At 65.5% G+C, this 15,363-nt stretch carries 16 protein-coding genes; 13 read left to right on the top strand and 3 right to left on the bottom strand.

Annotated features, from left to right (window positions below; translation table 11 throughout):
• Positions 1-367 precede the first annotated feature (367 nt).
• From ccoN to ABMY26_RS27005, 8 genes are all read left to right on the top strand, one after another.
• Positions 368-1,864, top strand: a complete 1,497-nt coding sequence (gene ccoN, locus ABMY26_RS27040) for a cytochrome-c oxidase, cbb3-type subunit I (RefSeq protein ID WP_372397662.1) — start codon at positions 368-370, stop codon at positions 1,862-1,864.
• A gap of 21 nt (positions 1,865-1,885) precedes the next feature.
• Positions 1,886-2,626, top strand: a complete 741-nt coding sequence (ccoO, locus tag ABMY26_RS27035) for a cytochrome-c oxidase, cbb3-type subunit II (protein WP_372397661.1) — start codon at positions 1,886-1,888, stop codon at positions 2,624-2,626.
• A gap of 15 nt (positions 2,627-2,641) precedes the next feature.
• Positions 2,642-2,803, top strand: coding sequence for a cbb3-type cytochrome c oxidase subunit 3 (locus ABMY26_RS27030; RefSeq protein ID WP_045581154.1), 162 nt, complete (start codon positions 2,642-2,644; stop codon positions 2,801-2,803).
• Between the two features lie 3 nt (positions 2,804-2,806).
• Positions 2,807-3,697, top strand: a complete 891-nt coding sequence (gene ccoP, locus ABMY26_RS27025; RefSeq protein ID WP_372397659.1) for a cytochrome-c oxidase, cbb3-type subunit III — start codon at positions 2,807-2,809, stop codon at positions 3,695-3,697.
• 342 nt (positions 3,698-4,039) lie between these two features.
• On the top strand, positions 4,040-4,570 hold the full coding sequence (locus tag ABMY26_RS27020; protein ID WP_372397657.1) for a FixH family protein: 531 nt from the start codon (positions 4,040-4,042) through the stop codon (positions 4,568-4,570).
• A gap of 42 nt (positions 4,571-4,612) precedes the next feature.
• On the top strand, positions 4,613-7,135 hold the full coding sequence (locus tag ABMY26_RS27015; protein ID WP_372397655.1) for a heavy metal translocating P-type ATPase metal-binding domain-containing protein: 2,523 nt from the start codon (positions 4,613-4,615) through the stop codon (positions 7,133-7,135).
• The gene (ccoS, locus tag ABMY26_RS27010; protein ID WP_082108843.1) at positions 7,041-7,244 is read left to right on the top strand and encodes a cbb3-type cytochrome oxidase assembly protein CcoS; all 204 of its coding nucleotides are present in this window, start codon (positions 7,041-7,043) and stop codon (positions 7,242-7,244) included. Before ABMY26_RS27015 ends, ccoS begins: the two co-directional genes overlap by 95 nt.
• Before the next feature lie 182 nt (positions 7,245-7,426).
• Positions 7,427-8,089, top strand: coding sequence for a cyclic nucleotide-binding domain-containing protein (locus tag ABMY26_RS27005; protein WP_082108967.1), 663 nt, complete (start codon positions 7,427-7,429; stop codon positions 8,087-8,089).
• Between the two features lie 46 nt (positions 8,090-8,135).
• Here the strand turns inward: ABMY26_RS27005 and ABMY26_RS27000 are convergent, their stop codons facing one another.
• The 3 genes from ABMY26_RS27000 to ABMY26_RS26990 all read right to left on the bottom strand — a co-directional run bounded on the left by ABMY26_RS27000 (position 8,136) and on the right by ABMY26_RS26990 (position 10,277).
• Complete coding sequence (locus ABMY26_RS27000) at positions 8,136-9,209, bottom strand: COX15/CtaA family protein (RefSeq protein WP_372397652.1); 1,074 nt, start codon at positions 9,207-9,209, stop codon at positions 8,136-8,138.
• A gap of 218 nt (positions 9,210-9,427) precedes the next feature.
• Positions 9,428-9,922, bottom strand: a complete 495-nt coding sequence (locus ABMY26_RS26995) for a lysozyme (protein WP_372397650.1) — start codon at positions 9,920-9,922, stop codon at positions 9,428-9,430.
• Between the two features lie 160 nt (positions 9,923-10,082).
• A complete protein-coding gene (locus tag ABMY26_RS26990) occupies positions 10,083-10,277 on the bottom strand; it encodes a hypothetical protein (RefSeq protein WP_372397648.1) in 195 nt (64 codons plus the stop codon).
• A 410-nt stretch (positions 10,278-10,687) separates the two neighbouring features.
• Here ABMY26_RS26990 and groES point away from each other — a divergent pair, with 410 nt between their 5' ends.
• From groES to ABMY26_RS26965, 5 genes are all read left to right on the top strand, one after another.
• Positions 10,688-10,978 carry a co-chaperone GroES gene (gene groES / locus ABMY26_RS26985; protein WP_045581146.1) on the top strand — a complete coding sequence of 97 codons (291 nt, stop codon included), beginning with the start codon at positions 10,688-10,690 and terminating at the stop codon, positions 10,976-10,978.
• A 50-nt stretch (positions 10,979-11,028) separates the two neighbouring features.
• Positions 11,029-12,672 (top strand): chaperonin GroEL, encoded by a 1,644-nt coding sequence (gene groL, locus ABMY26_RS26980; protein ID WP_045581145.1) that lies wholly within the window; start codon positions 11,029-11,031, stop codon positions 12,670-12,672.
• A 270-nt stretch (positions 12,673-12,942) separates the two neighbouring features.
• Entirely contained in the window at positions 12,943-13,287 is a 345-nt protein-coding gene (locus ABMY26_RS26975; protein ID WP_045581144.1) for a hypothetical protein, read from the top strand.
• A gap of 14 nt (positions 13,288-13,301) precedes the next feature.
• Positions 13,302-14,219 (top strand): DMT family transporter, encoded by a 918-nt coding sequence (locus tag ABMY26_RS26970; RefSeq protein ID WP_372397644.1) that lies wholly within the window; start codon positions 13,302-13,304, stop codon positions 14,217-14,219.
• A gap of 451 nt (positions 14,220-14,670) precedes the next feature.
• Positions 14,671-15,357, top strand: coding sequence for a response regulator transcription factor (locus ABMY26_RS26965; RefSeq protein ID WP_372397642.1), 687 nt, complete (start codon positions 14,671-14,673; stop codon positions 15,355-15,357).
• The last annotated feature ends 6 nt before the right edge of the window (positions 15,358-15,363 follow it).

The following is a 15,363-nucleotide window of genomic DNA, read 5'->3' as shown; positions in this document are numbered from 1 at the left end:
CATGGCTGCGGCAAATGCGCGCCACCGGTCCACCTCCAGACCGGGGGCGATGGCGCAGACCAATGGGTAGGCCTGGTCGATCTGGCGTCGACCAAGGGGTTTCGCGATGAAACAGTCGTCCATTTCAGTCCGGCCGATTGCGAGGACACTGAACGATGGCAGCCCGGGGCCGCAAGGGTCGTTGACGTAGATCAATGTTGCTGCGGCCCCCCCTACACATAGTGTGCGCATTGGAGACAGGCGCGTCCGGCGTCCGCTCGGCATTGCCGGCTGCAACCTGTCCCGCTCCTTAACAGTACGTACCCAGTGGTGGTGCAACCCAGACGGCGCGGCCTCACGGCCGACCGGGGCAAACGGGAGAGATTGTATGACATCAGCGACTCTGACTTCAGGGGCCACCCTGGGCAGCCAGCGGGTGTCGGAAGACGTGCGTTACCATGAGGACGCCATCCGACTCTTCGTTATCGCTGCAGTGTTCTGGGGCGTGATCGGTTTCCTGGCCGGTACCTTCATCGCTCTGCAGCTGGCCTTCCCGGCGCTGAATCTCGGGCTGGAGTGGACGAGCTTCGGGCGCCTGCGCCCGGTCCACACTTCGGCGGTGATTTTCGCGTTCGGCGGCAATGTGCTGTTCGCCACTTCGCTTTATTCTGTTCAACGGACTTGCCGTCAGCATCTCTTCGGGGGCGAAGGGCTGGCGAAGTTCGTCTTCTGGAACTACAACGTCTTCATCGTGCTCGCTGCGCTGAGCTACGCCCTGGGCTATACCCAAGGCAAGGAATACGCCGAGCCCGAGTGGATCCTCGATCTCTACCTGACGGTCACCTGGGTGCTCTATGCCGTCCAGTTCATCGGCACCGTGATGACGCGGCGCGAGTCGCACATCTATGTGGCGAACTGGTTCTTCATGGCGTTCATCCTGACCGTCGCCATCCTGCACATCGGCAACAACGTCAACATCCCGGTGTCGCTGTTCGGCATGAAGTCCTACAGCGCCGTGTCGGGCGTGCAGAGCGCGATGGTGCAGTGGTGGTACGGTCACAATGCGGTCGGCTTCTTCCTGACCGCCGGCTTCCTGGGCATCATGTATTATTTCGTGCCCAAGCGCGCCGAGCGGCCGGTCTATTCCTACCGTCTGTCGATCGTCCATTTCTGGACCCTGATCTTCCTCTACATCTGGGCCGGTCCCCACCACCTGCACTACACCTCGCTGCCGGACTGGGCGCAGACGCTGGGCATGACCTTCTCGGTCATGCTGTGGATGCCGTCCTGGGGCGGCATGATCAACGGCATCATGACCCTGTCGGGCGCCTGGGATAAGCTGCGCACCGACCCGGTCCTGCGTTTCCTGGTCACCTCGGTCGCCTTCTACGGCATGTCGACCTTCGAAGGTCCGCTGATGTCGGTGAAGCCGGTCAATGCCCTGTCGCACTATACCGACTGGACCGTCGGCCACGTGCATTCCGGCGCTCTCGGCTGGGTCGCCTTCATCTCCTTCGGCGCGATCTACTATCTGGTTCCGGTGCTGTGGAAGCGCTCGCAGCTCTACAGCCTGCGCCTGGTCAGCTACCATTTCTGGACCGCCACCATCGGCATCGTGCTGTACATCACCGCCATGTGGGTGTCCGGCATCATGCAGGGCCTGATGTGGCGTGCCTACGACAACCTGGGCTTCCTGCAATACTCCTTCGTGGAGACCGTGGCGGCGATGCACCCGTTCTACGTGATCCGCGCGATGGGCGGCGTTCTGTTCGTCACCGGCGCCCTGATCATGGTCTACAACCTGTGGCGCACGGCGAAGGGCGATGTCCGCATCGAGAAGCCCTATGTCACCACGCCGCACAAGGCGACGGTCGGCGCGGCCTGACGCTAGGGAAGGATGCGAGAAATGGCTCAGGAAAAAAAGGGCTTCAGCCACGACCTGATCGAGCGGAACACCCTTCTGCTGATCGTGCTCGTGCTGATCACCGTGTCGATCGGCGGTCTGGTGCAGATCGTCCCGCTCTTCACGATCGAATCGACCATCGAGAAGGTGGAGGGGGTCCGTCCCTATTCGCCGCTCGAGTTGGCCGGCCAGAACATCTATTACCGTGAAGGCTGCTACAACTGCCACAGCCAGCAGATCCGTCCGTTCCGTGACGAGGTCGAGCGCTATGGCCACTACTCGCTGGCGGCGGAGTCGATGTACGACCATCCGTTCCAGTGGGGCTCCAAGCGCACCGGTCCCGATCTGGCCCGCGTCGGCGGCAAATACTCCAACGACTGGCAGGTCGCCCATCTGGTGAACCCGCGCGCGGTCGTGCCGGAGTCGATCATGCCGGGCTATGCCTGGATGAAGGATCGTCCGCTGAGCTACGGCGACATCGCCGATCACCTGAAGACCCTGAAGATCGTCGGCGTTCCCTACACCGACGAGCAGGTCGCCAACGCCAAGGCCGACCTCGAAGCGCAGAAGAACCCGGACGGCGACACCGCCGGCTTGGCCAAGCGCTACCCGAAGGCCGTGGTCGCGAACTTCACCGGCAACAAGACCGTCACCGAAATGGACGCTCTCGTGGCCTACCTGCAGGTGCTGGGCACCATGGTGGATTTCACCAAGTACCAGTCGCCGAAGCAGCTTCAGCAGTAATCGGGGGAGGAATCCATGGACTTGGATTCGATCACGGTGATGCTTCGGTCGTTCTGGACGGTGTGGTTGATGCTGCTGCTGACGGGCATCCTGGTTTACGCCATGTGGCCCGGCAACCGCCGCTCATTCGACGACGCCGCCCAGATCCCGCTCAAGGATGATGGTCAGGAGCTTTAGGCCATGGCACAGAATTACAAGGACGAGTTGTCCGGCGTCGAGACCACCGGCCACGAGTGGGATGGACTGCGCGAGCTGAACAATCCGCTGCCGAAATGGTGGCTGTATCTCTTCTACGTCTGCATCGCCTGGGCGATGGTGTACTACGTGTTCTACCCGGCCTGGCCGCTGGGCAAGACCTACACGAAGGGCATTCTGGGATATTCCCAGCGCGAAGAGCTGGACACCAGGATGGCGGAGGCAAAGGCCGGTCAGGCCAAGTACCTGACCGCCATCGCCGCCAAGTCGGTCGACGAAATCCAGAAGGACAAGGACCTTCTGGGCTTTGCCATGGCCGGCGGCCGTTCCTACTTCAACGAGAACTGCGCCGCCTGCCACGGCGCCGGTGGCCAGGGAGCCAAGGGCTTCCCGACGCTGGCCGACGACGTGTGGCTGTGGGGCGGTTCCTCGGCCGACATCTACAAGACCATCCAGCACGGCATCCGGTCCGACGACGGCGATACCCGCGGCACGCCGGGCACCGGCATGACCGCCTTCGGCAAGGACGGCATCCTCAACCGCGACCAGATCGATCAGGTGGCGGAGTATGTTCTGTCGCTGAACGCCAAGCCGGCTGATGCCGGCAAGGTCGCCAAGGGCAAGACCGTCTATGAGGAGAACTGCGCCGCCTGCCATGGCGACGTGGGCCAGGGGTCGGTTGCTGCCGGTCTCGACGGCGTCGGCGCTCCGCCGCTGAAGCAGGCCAACTGGCTCTATGGCGGCGACAAGGCCACGCTGGTGGAGACCGTGACCAACGGCCGAGCCGGCGTGATGCCCGCCTGGTCGAAGCGTCTGGACGACGCGACGATCAAGTCGCTGGCGGTCTACGTCCACAATCTGGGCGGCGGCAAGTAAGCCTCCGACCCGAAAGCCCGATACGGGAACCGGCCGGATGGGGCGCTGGGGAGGAAACTCCCCGGCGCCCTTGTCTTTTCAGGCCTTTTTCTCTTGAGGGATTGCGGCTCCGGTGCCGGTTCGTGAACTTCCTGTCATTTGATTTAGCGCAATGTGCCTGCGGCAATCGGTCGCCATAGTGGCCTCCGCCGGCAGATATTCGGCCGCGCCCCGCAATGCTTTGCACCGCGGGCCGCACCGATTTACCGTCACCCCGTTCCCGGCCCGGGGAACGCGCGACCGGCCGTCGGCCGTTCCGCACGCGTCTCCTGCCGCCGACCAGCCAAAGGGCAGCCGCCGACCATGACGATCAGCTCGACCACCGGAAACCGCGCCGCCGCTCCGAAGCGCGCCAGGCAGCCCCGCCAGAAGGGATGGTACATTCCCTGGATCTTCGTCGGCCTCTTCATGGTCGTGCTGACGGTGAACGCGATCATGGTCCATTTCGCGGTGTCGAGCTGGACCGGGGTGGAAACCGAGAATCACTTCCTCAAGGGCATCAGCTACAATCGGGATCTCGCCGGCGCCCGCGCCCAGGCCGAACGCGGCTGGCAGGTGCAGGCCGACTTCACCAGCACCGAACCGCGCAAGGCCGTGATCGCCATCACCGCCCGCGACAAGGAAGGCCGTGTCCTGAAGGACGCCACCGTCACCGTCAGGATGATCCGTCCCACCGCCGAAGGGCACGACAAGACCCTGTCGCTGCCTTATCTGGGCGAAGGCCGCTTCGGCGCTCCGGTGGAACTGGATCTTGAAGGCCAGTGGGACATGCGGTTCGTCATCACCCATGCCACCGGCGACTATCAGGACCAGAAGCGCGTCTGGATCCAGTGACGGGGCGCGGGTTGCGGATCGAGACCTCCGGGGTGATGTGAGATGACCGCCTGCCTCCATTGCGGACAAGACCTGGGCGAAAGCGGGCAAACCTCTGCTGCGACCGTCTCCACGGATGGCGCGGGCCCCTTCTGCTGTACCGGTTGTGCCGCCGCCTACGACCTTGTCCGCGGGCTGGGGCTGGAGCGCTATTACGAGCGCCGCAGCGTTGATCCCACCGCGCGTCCGCTGCGCCCCGACGATGCTCCGGCAGTGGATTACGAGCCGCATGCGCGTGACGAGGCCGACGGCACCCGCAGCCTGCATCTGATGGTCGACGGCATGCAGTGCGCGGCCTGCGTCTGGCTGATCGAATCGGCGCTCAGCCGGCAGGCGGGGATCGGGCTGGCGCGCATGAACATGACCACGCGCCGGCTGACGGTGCGCTGGGATCCGACGGCGACCGACGCCAACGCCGTGGTCGGCACCGTGGCACAGCTCGGCTACCGCGCCGTCCCGTTCGATCCGGACCGGCTGGGCGGCGCACAGGCCAAGAGCGAGAAGGAACTGCTGCGTGCCATGGCGGTCGCGGGCTTTGCCATGGGCAACGTCATGCTGCTGTCGGTGTCGGTGTGGGCCGGCCACAGCCAGGGCATGGGCACCGCGACCCGCGACCTGATGCATTGGGTATCGGCGCTGATCTGCATGCCGGCCATCGCCTATGCGCTGCGTCCCTTCGCGCGCTCGGCACTGGGCGCGCTGCGCCATGGCCGTACCAACATGGATGTGCCGATCACCATCGGCGTCCTGCTCGCCACCGGCATGAGCCTGTTCGAGACGATCAACAGCGGCGAGCACGCCTATTTCGACGGCGGCGTGATGCTGCTGTTCTTCCTGCTGATCGGCCGTTACCTCGACCAGCGGGCGCGCGGCCGGGCACGCTCCGCGGCGGAGCAGCTTCTGGGGCTGCGCGCCAACGCCGTCACCGTGCTGCGCGAGGACGGGAGCAGTGCCGTGGTGGCCCCGGAACAGGTCGCCGCCGGCAACACCATCCTGGTCGCGGCGGGGGAACGCATCCCGGTCGACGGCCGGGTGTCCGACGGCGTATCCGACCTCGACACCGGGCTGATCACCGGCGAGACGGTGCCGGGGACCGCGCGGCCGGGCGATCAGGTCTTTGCCGGCACCCTCAACCTGACGGCTCCCCTGCGCCTGACCGTCACCGCGGTGGGGGAGGGCACGCTGCTGGCCGAGATCGTCCGGCTGATGGAGGTGGCGGAGCAGGGCCGCGCCAAGTATGTCGCCGTTGCCGACCGGGTGTCGCGCCTCTACGCCCCGGTGGTGCATCTGACCGCGCTGACCACCTTCGCCGGCTGGATGCTGCTGGGTGGGGCGGTGTGGCAGGATGCGCTGATGAATGCCATCGCCGTGCTGATCATCACCTGTCCCTGCGCGCTGGCGCTGGCGGTGCCGGTGGTGCAGGTGATCGCCAGCGGGCGGCTGATGCGCCAGGGCACCCTGCTGAAAAGCCCGACCGCGCTGGAACGGCTCGCCACCATCGACACCGTGGTGTTCGACAAGACCGGCACCCTGACCGAAGGGCGGCCCGTGCCGCAGCTGGACGGTGTGGCGGCGGAGGAGTTGGCGCTTGCCGCCTCGCTGGCGGCGGCAAGCCGCCACCCGCTGGCCCGTGCGCTTGCCGCCGCCGTGCCGGCGGTGCCGGTTGCCGCCGGGGTGCGCGAGGTCGCCGGCGCCGGCCTGATGCTGGAGACGCCGGACGGCGAGGTTCGGCTGGGCAGCCGCCGCTTCACCGGCGCTCCGTTGGAGGCCGGGGATGTGGCAGGGCCGGAGCTGTGGCTGGCCCGCCCGGGTGCGGAGCCGCTGCGACTCACCTTCCTCGACGCGCCCCGTCCGGATGCCGCCGTGGTGGTGTCGGCACTCAAGGCGCGTGGGCTGGAGGTGCGGCTGTTGTCGGGCGACCGCAAGGGGGCTGTGGCGGCTGTGGCGGAGCGGCTGGGGATTGCCGAATGGCGGGCCGAGCAGAGTCCGGCCGACAAGACCGCGGCACTGGCCGAGCTGGCGGCACAGGGCCGCACCGTCCTGATGGTCGGCGACGGGCTGAACGATGCACCGGCGCTGGCCGCCGCTGCGGTGTCGATGTCGCCGTCGACCGCGATGGATGTCAGCCAGACCGCGGCCGACGTGGTGTTCCAGGGCCGCCTGCTGCGCCCGATCGTCGAGGCGGTCGAGGTTTCCCGCCGGTCCGGCCGCTTGGTGAAGCAGAATTTCGGCATCGCGCTGGTCTATAATCTCTGCGCCGTGCCGCTCGCGATGGGCGGGATGCTGACGCCGCTGCTGGCCGCGCTGGCGATGTCGTCGTCGTCGCTGATCGTCATTCTGAACGCGCTGCGGCTGGCCCGCGGCGCCGTGATCAAGGATCTTCCCGTCCGGGATACGCCGGTCCGGGACCTGCCGAGCAAGGATTCGGGTGATGGACGAACTTCTCTATCTGATCGCGATTGCTCTCAGCCTGGGCGGTCTGGGGCTGGCGGCCTTTCTGTGGGCGCTGAAATCCGGCCAGTTTGACGATCTGGACGGAGCGGCTCACCGCGTCCTGTTCGACGACGATCCGGCCCAGCCCGTCCGCCCCGGCACCGACGCGGTTGCCGCGCCGGAGGGCGGCCGGCGACAATAGTGCCAAATGCCGTATGGGCAAAGAAAAGGTTGTATGCGTGCGAGGTTGCGATTCTCGGCGATTGCCACCAATATGAGCCCATGCGGAATGAAAGGCTGGGTTCGTCCATGCCACCCTTCGATATGGTCCGCGCTCGCGATAAGAGCGCTATGACGGAAATGAATCCCTGCGGGGCCTGTCCCGTGCGCAGCCTGACGGTGTGCGCCGCGCTGGAGCCGGAGGAGTTGCGCCGTCTTGCCGACATTCTGCAGAATGTTCGTGTCGATTCGGGGCACACCCTGTTCGCCGAGGGCGATGCGGCGGATGCGCTCTACAACGTCACCTCCGGCACCGTGAAGCTGTACAAGCTGCTGCCCGACGGACGCCGGCAGATCACGGGCTTCCTGGTCACCGGCGACTTCCTGGGGCTGGCCGTCAACGACAGCTACGCCTACACCGCGGAAACCGTCACCAGCGCCTCGCTCTGCCGGTTCCCGCGCAAGAAGATCGATGCGCTGCTGGAGGAGTTTCCAAAGATGCAGCGGCGCCTGTTCTCGATGGCGTCGAACGAGCTGGCGGCCGCGCAGGACCAGATGCTGCTGCTGGGGCGCAAGACGGCGAAGGAGAAGATCTGCTCCTTCCTGCTGATGCTGTCCCAGCGTGCCGCCCGGCGCGGACACAAGGAAAATCCGGTCTTCGTGCCGATGAGCCGTGCCGACATCGCCGATTATCTCGGCCTGACCACCGAAACCGTCAGCCGGACCTTCACCCAGTTGAAGACCGTCGGCGTGATCTCGCTCCAGGAAGGCAACAAGGTCATGATCGCCGACCTCGATGCGATGTACGATCTGGCCGAAGGCGCCTGAGAAGACGGGAGGCGGGCAACAAGCCACCGCGCCTCCGCTTCACGCTCTACCCCCGCCCCACCGGCCGCAGCTCGAACATCAGCCACACCAGCATCGACACCACCAGGATGGCCCCGGCCTGATGGGCGGCGGCGACGGGAATCCACACCACGCTCAGCAGGGTGGCGATGCCCAGGGCGATCTGCGCCAGCATCATGGCGGCAGAGGCCAGGGCGGCACGGCCGGCACGGCCGGGCAGCCGGGCGTGCAGGACGCGGCCGGCCAGGGCCAGCACCGCCAGACCGGTCAGCATTGCCAGCGCGCGGTGGATCAGCTGGATCGCGGCGGTGTTCTCGAACGGATTGACCCACCAGGGAATCAGCGTGCCCACCTCCGGCGGAATCCAGTGGCCGGCCATCAGCGGGAAGGTGTTGTAGGCCAGGCCTGCATCCGATCCGGCGACGAAGGCGCCCCAGACGATGGTGAGGCCGACCAGGGTCAGCGACCAGCGGGCATGGCGGCGAAGTGCCGCCGTCTCCGGCCGCCAGCCGGCCAGCGGCAACGGGTCGAGCAGCCCCAGCGCGGTGCGCAGCAGCAGGGCGTAGATCACGATGGCGGTGCCGAGATGCAGCGCCAGCCGGTAATGGCTGACATTCGGCGCGTCGACCAGACCGCTCTTCACCATGAACCAGCCGATGCCGCCCTGCAGCCCGCCCAGCAGGAACAGACCGGCCAGCTTCGGCCACAGGTCGGGCGCGATTCGGCCCTGCATCCAGAACCGCAGGAAGGGAACCAGGAAGACGACACCGATCAACTGGCCCCACAGCCGGTGGAACCACTCCCACCAGAAGATCGACTGGAAGCCGGCCAGATCCATGTGGCTGTTGTAGATGCGGAACTCGGGCGTGCCCTTGTAGAGGTCGAAGACCCGGTTCCACTCCGCCTCGCTCAATGGCGGCAGGATGCCGATCAGCGGTTTCCATTCCACCATCGACAGGCCGGATTCGGTCAACCGGGTGATGGCGCCGATCACGGCCATCGCCAGCACCATGGCTGCGCAGACCAGAAGCCAGACGGCGATGGGCCGGTTCGGGTTGGGGTGGGAGGCGGTGGCGAGGCTGTCGGTCGCGTAGGCGGTCAAGGCGGCATTCCGGAGCGCAGCGGTAGGATGCTCGCCAATGTGGGGTGAACATCCCGCCGCGTCAAACGCCTGTTGCGCCCAAGCAGGTTTCTCCAGATCGGGCCACGTGCCCGGCCTGGAGAAACCTGAGGACTCCATGGTTTTGCAGGTTTTCCGAGTTCGTCCATTCGTGGGTGGAGTTCGGATAACCTGCTTGGCGCCAAACTCCGGGAAACGGGTCAAGCGCTGTCGCCGCCGGTGCCCACATCGCCGTGCGCCTGAGCGGTCTGGCTCTGGAACAGCGCCGCCTCCGCCGCGCGGCGGGCGACCAGGCCCGGCAGTTGCGTCTTCTTGCCGTTGACGGTGGCATAGACCCAGCGGCCGAACTGACCGGCGGCGCCTTCATAGTCGCCGGCATTCAGCAGCTTCAGCAGGGTGGAGCCGGCAAGCGAGCCGGCACCGAGATTGAAGACGAAGGAGGATAGTGCGCCACGCTGGTCGTCATTCACCGGCACCGTCACCAGAGTGTCGACATGGCCGGCGGCTTCGGTCAGGTCGGCGGCGAGGAAGGCATCGGCCTGGTCCGCGGTGATGGTCTGGCCCATCTTCACGCCCGCGGTGTGACCGTAGCCGATGGTCGGCACGCCCGCCGGGCACAGGTAGGCGTTGAGATACAGCCCCTCGAAATGCTTCACGAGATCGACCGCGGCTTGGCAGACCGGCTGGGTGGTCATGGATCGAAAGCTCCCGGATGACGCGCGGGGCGGACCATTTCCGCCCTCCTTGTGCACGCTATTATGTCATGCACGCCCTATGCGGGAATATTTTGTTGCAAAATGTCCAAAGCAGACGAAAACCGCCATCGTCGGTGGAGCATGGCATGGGCGGACGACGTCAGCGAGACTGATCCTGCGTCGCGTCGAACAGGACGAACAGCGCGAACAGAAGCGCCAACAGTCCAGCCAAGGTGGTGTACTCCAACAACGCTTCAACCAGTTTGGCCGTGCGTCCGCGCCAGATGGAGCGCCGCGCCGATACGTGCCGGATAGCCTCATTCTTCCAACTTTCAGCCCCGCGCTTTGCCGTCATTGTGCTCCTCGCATTCCTTCAGGGGTATTCGATAAAGCTTTAGCGATCCCGCCGTGCGGACGCTGTGACGCCAGTCACAGGACCGCGGCTGGAAGGGGCGGCAGTATCGTTCAGCGGCCTTTTCCACCCGAATTGCGGCCGGAACCCTTCGCCCCCTTGTGACCGCTTGATGAATTTCTGCGCAGGAGCGATGCGGGGCGCCTGGAAGAAATATGATGTTTTTCAATAAGTTAAACGCTATCTTGCGTGAACGTCTCCTGCGGCCCCGACAAATTCCGAAACGAGCCTCTTGAATCCGAAAACCGCTTCGATTAGCTGTCTGGCACTCGCCGGGCGTGAGTGCTAACAGCATCCGACCCGCGCCAATTCTCGTCAGTCAGAACCAAGCCTTGATCCAAGGAGGCATTCCCATGAAGTTCCGCCCGCTGCACGACCGCGTCGTCGTCAAGCGTCTGGAGTCCGACACCAAGACCAAGGGTGGGATCATCATCCCCGACACGGCCAAGGAAAAGCCGCAGGAAGGCGAGATCATCGCTGTCGGCCCCGGCGCTCGTGACGAGTCCGGCAAGGTCGTGGCGCTCGACGTCAAGGCCGGCGACCGTATCCTGTTCGGCAAGTGGTCGGGCACCGAAGTGAAGATCGAAGGCGTCGATTACCTGATCATGAAGGAATCCGACATCATGGGCGTCGTCGAGGCCTGAAGACCTCCGCCCATTTCCCTTCGACATTCGATATTCAGAGGAATTGAGACATGGCTGCCAAAGACGTCAAGTTCGGCCCCTCCGCGCGCGAAAAGCTGCTGCGTGGCGTCGACATCCTGGCCGACGCCGTGAAGGTCACGCTGGGTCCGAAGGGCCGCAACGTCGTGATCGAGAAGTCCTTCGGCGCTCCGCGCATCACGAAGGACGGCGTGTCGGTCGCCAAGGAAATCGAACTGTCCGACAAGTTCGAGAACATGGGCGCCCAGATGGTCCGCGAGGTCGCCTCGAAGACCAACGACCTGGCCGGTGACGGCACCACCACCGCGACCGTCCTGGCCCAGGCCATCGTCCGCGAAGGCGTGACCAAGGTCGCCGCCGGCCTGAACCCGATGGACCTGAAGCGCGGCATCGACATCGCCGTCGCCACCGTCGTCGCCGACATCCAGGCCCGCGCCAAGAAGGTCACGACCAACGACGAGATCGCCCAGGTCGGCACCATCTCCGCCAACGGCGAAGTCGAAATCGGCAAGATGATCGCCCAGGCGATGGAGCGCGTCGGCAACGAGGGCGTCATCACGGTGGAAGAGGCCAAGAGCCTGGACACCGAGCTGGACGTCGTCGAGGGCATGCAGTTCGACCGCGGCTACCTGTCGCCGTACTTCATCACCAACGCCGACAAGATGATCGCGGACCTCGAAAACCCGTTCATCCTGCTGCACGAGAAGAAGCTGTCGGGCCTCCAGCCGCTGCTGCCGGTCCTCGAGGCCGTCGTGCAGTCGTCGCGTCCGCTGCTGATCATCGCCGAGGACATCGAGGGCGAGGCCCTGGCCACCCTCGTCGTCAACAAGCTGCGCGGCGGCCTGAAGATCGCCGCCGTCAAGGCCCCGGGCTTCGGCGATCGCCGCAAGGCGATGCTGGAGGACATGGCCATCCTGACCGGCGGCCAGGTCATCTCGGAAGACCTCGGCATCAAGCTCGAGAACGTCACGCTCGACATGCTGGGCACCGCCAAGAAGGTCGTGATCTCCAAGGAGACCACCACGATCGTCGACGGCGCCGGCGAGAAGGCCGACATCGAGGCCCGTTGCGGCCAGATCCGCGCCCAGGCCGAGGAGACCACCTCGGACTACGACCGCGAGAAGCTGCAGGAGCGTCTGGCCAAGCTGGCCGGCGGCGTCGCGGTCATCCGCGTCGGCGGTGCGACCGAGGTCGAGGTGAAGGAGCGCAAGGACCGCGTTGACGACGCCATGCACGCCACCCGCGCCGCGGTGGAAGAGGGTGTTGTCGCCGGTGGCGGTTCGGCCCTGCTGTATGCCGGCAAGGCGCTGGACAAGCTGGTTCCGGTCAACGACGAGCAGCGCGTCGGCATCGACATCATCCGCCGCGCCCTCCAGGCTCCGGTCCGTCAGATCGCCTACAACGCGGGCACCGACGGCTCGATCGTGGTCGGCAAGCTGCTGGACCAGAACGATCCCAACTACGGCTACGACGCCCAGAAGGGTGAGTTCACCGATCTGGTCGCCGCCGGCATCATCGATCCGGTGAAGGTGGTTCGCACCGCCCTGCAGGATGCGGCCTCGATCGCCGGCCTGCTGATCACCACCGAGGCGATGATCGCCGAGAAGCCGGAGAAGAAGGCTGCTCCGGGCGGCATGCCGGGCGGCATGGGTGGCATGGACGACATGGGCTTCTGATAGCCCGTCCGTTCCCCCCGTCTTGCGGTTCGCCGTCTGACGGTTCGGAAAGGGGCGCCTCCGCAGGGAGGCGCCCTTCTTCTTTTGGTCGGGCGCAGCGGCGGAGCCGGTGGACGCGACGGTTCGCACATCCGCGGCGAGCCCGAAAAGTCAAGGTGAACTCCGCCTTGCTTTGGGGCGGGCGCCTCCCAATAATCCGCCCCTCTTGCCGGGCCCCTCCATTTGGGGGCCGGCCTCTGTCTTCCGTATTTTTGAACGAGGGCCTGTTCCATGCGCTCCTTCGAGGGCCAGCATTCCGACAACGTCGCCATCAAGCGCACCCGCGAGCAGAAGCAGCGTCAGCTGGTTCAGCTCAAGGAGCAGCTGGCGACGCTGAAAGCCCACGCGGCCCCCGCCATTCGTGAAGCGCTGGTCAAGCGCATCGCCGAACTCGACGCCGAACTGCGCCAGCCCGCCAAGCCGCCCCGCGAGGGCCGGGAAGGTCGCGAGGATGCGCCGCGTCCCCCCCGCCGCGAATCCAGGCCCAGCGTCTTCCGTGCCGATGACGGCGGCAGCGAGCGCAGTGCCGCCGCCGCCGCGGCCGAGGTCTTCGCCTCGCCGCGCCGTCGCAGCTGAGGACGCGCCGAGCCATGCCCACCGACCGCGCCGCTCCCGCCAAAGGATTCCGCCTCGCCGATCAGGCTTGGTTGCTGATGATGTTGCCGCCGCTGTTCTGGGCAGGCAACGCGGTCCTGGGGCGCGCGGTCGCCGGGTCTGTTCCGCCCATCGGGCTGGCATTCTGGCGTTGGTTCCTGGGGATGCTGATCGTGCTTCCCTTCGCCTGGCCGCATCTGCGCCACGATGTGACGCCGATCCTGGCGCGCTGGAAAAGCGTGCTGCTGCTGGGTACGCTCGGCATCGGAATCTACAACACCTTCCAATACATCGCGCTCAACACGACGACCGCGCTGAACTGCGTGATGCTGCAGTCGTCGATGCCCGTGATGATCGTCCTGATGAGCCTCATCCTGTTCCGCGACAAGGTGGGGGCGATGCAGGGGCTCGGCATCGTCGTGTCGCTGATGGGGGCGATGACGCTGATCTCCCACGGCGACCCGGCGACCCTGCTGGGGCTTGAACTGAACACGGGCGATGTCTGGATGCTGGCCGCGGTGGTGATCTACGCCGCCTACACCACGCTGCTGGGCCGGCGGCCGGCGATCCATGGCTTGAGCTTCGTCGTCGTCACCTTCGCCATCGGCGCGGTGGAACTGCTGCCCTTCTACATATGGGAAAGCCTGAGCGGCCATCCGGTGCAGGTCAGCGGACTCACGCTGCTGGCAGTCGGTTATACCGTGCTGTTCCCGTCCATCGCCGCCTATCTCTGCTTCAACCGGGCGGTGGAGTTGCTCGGCGCCAACACGGCGGGCCTCGCCATCCATCTGGTGCCGGTCTTCGGCAGCTTGCTGGCGATCCTGTTCCTGGGCGAACAGCTGCACATCTACCATGGCATCGGCATCGCCCTGATCGCCGCCGGTATCCTCCTGGCGACCCGCCGCCGGGCCTGACAGGCCGGTTCCTGGACATGAGTCGGGATGGTGGAAAGCAGGGGAATGGAAAATCCAAGGGCGAGTTATTTTCCATCCATCGCCATGAAATAATATATCAACCTGGATGTTGTTTTCATTCTGGCAACACAAAAAGCAAAACATCGGCAATTGAATTGAGCCGGATGGTTTTCAATTCGCAAAAATACTTTTGCAATTCGCCATTTGGTTTCTCAATTTGCTGTGTAGTGGTTATCAGACTAGATTTCTTGCGGATTTCTTCGCGCGGATACTATCCCCGATATCCCTTTAGACAGCGCCGCTATCCCTCGCGCCTGCGGCGGTCAATAGGGAATGACCGCTAAAATGCGTGGCATGGCGGCGGTTCGGTCACGGATCGGTCGCCATAAGGAGCCGGCGCTGTTCGCCGGCCCGCTGTGGTGGAGGTCCCCAAATGCTCCTGCAAATGTCCATGCCCGTTTCCACGCAAACCGCCTGCCTCGTCCATATCGTCGACGGCGACCTGCTGTCCCGCAGTACGCTCGCGCGGGCGCTGGGCGCAGTCGGCATCGCCTGCCGCGTCCACAGCACCGGCGCCGATGCGCTGGCCGTGCTGGGCACCGCGTCCTCCTGTCTCGTCGTGCGCAACGACCTGCCCGACATGACCGCCATCGAGTTCATGGCCGAAGCCTCGCTGCATGGCCATGACCTGCCGGTGCTGGTCGTCACCGAACAGGGTGACGTCGATGCCGCGGTGGCCGCGATGAAGGCCGGGGCGACGGATTGCATCGCCTCTCCCTTCGCCGTCCCCGCCTTCCTGGAACGGCTGCGTGCCTGCCTGTCCGATGGCAGCCCCCAAGCCGAACAGCGCGACCGCAGCCGCGATGCCGTCCGCCGGCTGACCCTGCTGAGCCGCCGCGAGTCGGAAGTTCTCGAACTGATCGTCGAAGGCAAGCAGAGCAAGACCATCGCCTGGGAACTCGGCATCAGCATCAAGACGGTGGAAGTCCACCGCGCCCGCATCATGGAAAAGACCGGGAGCCGGTCCATCGTCGGGCTTGGCCGCCTGTGGGAAGCTGCGGAGATGCTGCGCGGGCGCGAGATGCCGAGGCCACCGATGGTCCGCCGGCCGGCGATGATGGAAGCCGTCGCATCCTGACATCGC

The sequence above is a fragment of the Azospirillum sp. HJ39 genome, from assembly GCF_041507355.1.
Taxonomy (GTDB): domain Bacteria; phylum Pseudomonadota; class Alphaproteobacteria; order Azospirillales; family Azospirillaceae; genus Azospirillum; species Azospirillum thiophilum.
Note: the sequence above shows the minus strand (reverse complement) of the source record. Positions and strands in the feature narration are given on the sequence as shown.

Excerpts from the sequence above, each read along its gene's own strand:
- ABMY26_RS27020 (WP_372397657.1), top strand. The coding sequence starts at position 4,040 with ATGACGATCAGCTCGACCACCGGAAACCGCGCCGCCGCTCCGAAGCGC.
- groL (WP_045581145.1), top strand. The coding sequence starts at position 11,029 with ATGGCTGCCAAAGACGTCAAGTTCGGCCCCTCCGCGCGCGAAAAGCTG.
- ccoN (WP_372397662.1), top strand. The coding sequence starts at position 368 with ATGACATCAGCGACTCTGACTTCAGGGGCCACCCTGGGCAGCCAGCGG.
- groES (WP_045581146.1), top strand. The coding sequence starts at position 10,688 with ATGAAGTTCCGCCCGCTGCACGACCGCGTCGTCGTCAAGCGTCTGGAG.
- ABMY26_RS26970 (WP_372397644.1), top strand. The coding sequence starts at position 13,302 with ATGCCCACCGACCGCGCCGCTCCCGCCAAAGGATTCCGCCTCGCCGAT.
- ccoS (WP_082108843.1), top strand. The coding sequence starts at position 7,041 with ATGGACGAACTTCTCTATCTGATCGCGATTGCTCTCAGCCTGGGCGGT.
- ABMY26_RS26990 (WP_372397648.1), bottom strand. The coding sequence starts at position 10,277 with ATGACGGCAAAGCGCGGGGCTGAAAGTTGGAAGAATGAGGCTATCCGG.
- ABMY26_RS26965 (WP_372397642.1), top strand. The coding sequence starts at position 14,671 with ATGCCCGTTTCCACGCAAACCGCCTGCCTCGTCCATATCGTCGACGGC.
- ABMY26_RS26995 (WP_372397650.1), bottom strand. The coding sequence starts at position 9,922 with ATGACCACCCAGCCGGTCTGCCAAGCCGCGGTCGATCTCGTGAAGCAT.
- ABMY26_RS27030 (WP_045581154.1), top strand. The coding sequence starts at position 2,642 with ATGGACTTGGATTCGATCACGGTGATGCTTCGGTCGTTCTGGACGGTG.
- ABMY26_RS26975 (WP_045581144.1), top strand. The coding sequence starts at position 12,943 with ATGCGCTCCTTCGAGGGCCAGCATTCCGACAACGTCGCCATCAAGCGC.
- ccoP (WP_372397659.1), top strand. The coding sequence starts at position 2,807 with ATGGCACAGAATTACAAGGACGAGTTGTCCGGCGTCGAGACCACCGGC.
- ABMY26_RS27015 (WP_372397655.1), top strand. The coding sequence starts at position 4,613 with ATGACCGCCTGCCTCCATTGCGGACAAGACCTGGGCGAAAGCGGGCAA.
- ccoO (WP_372397661.1), top strand. The coding sequence starts at position 1,886 with ATGGCTCAGGAAAAAAAGGGCTTCAGCCACGACCTGATCGAGCGGAAC.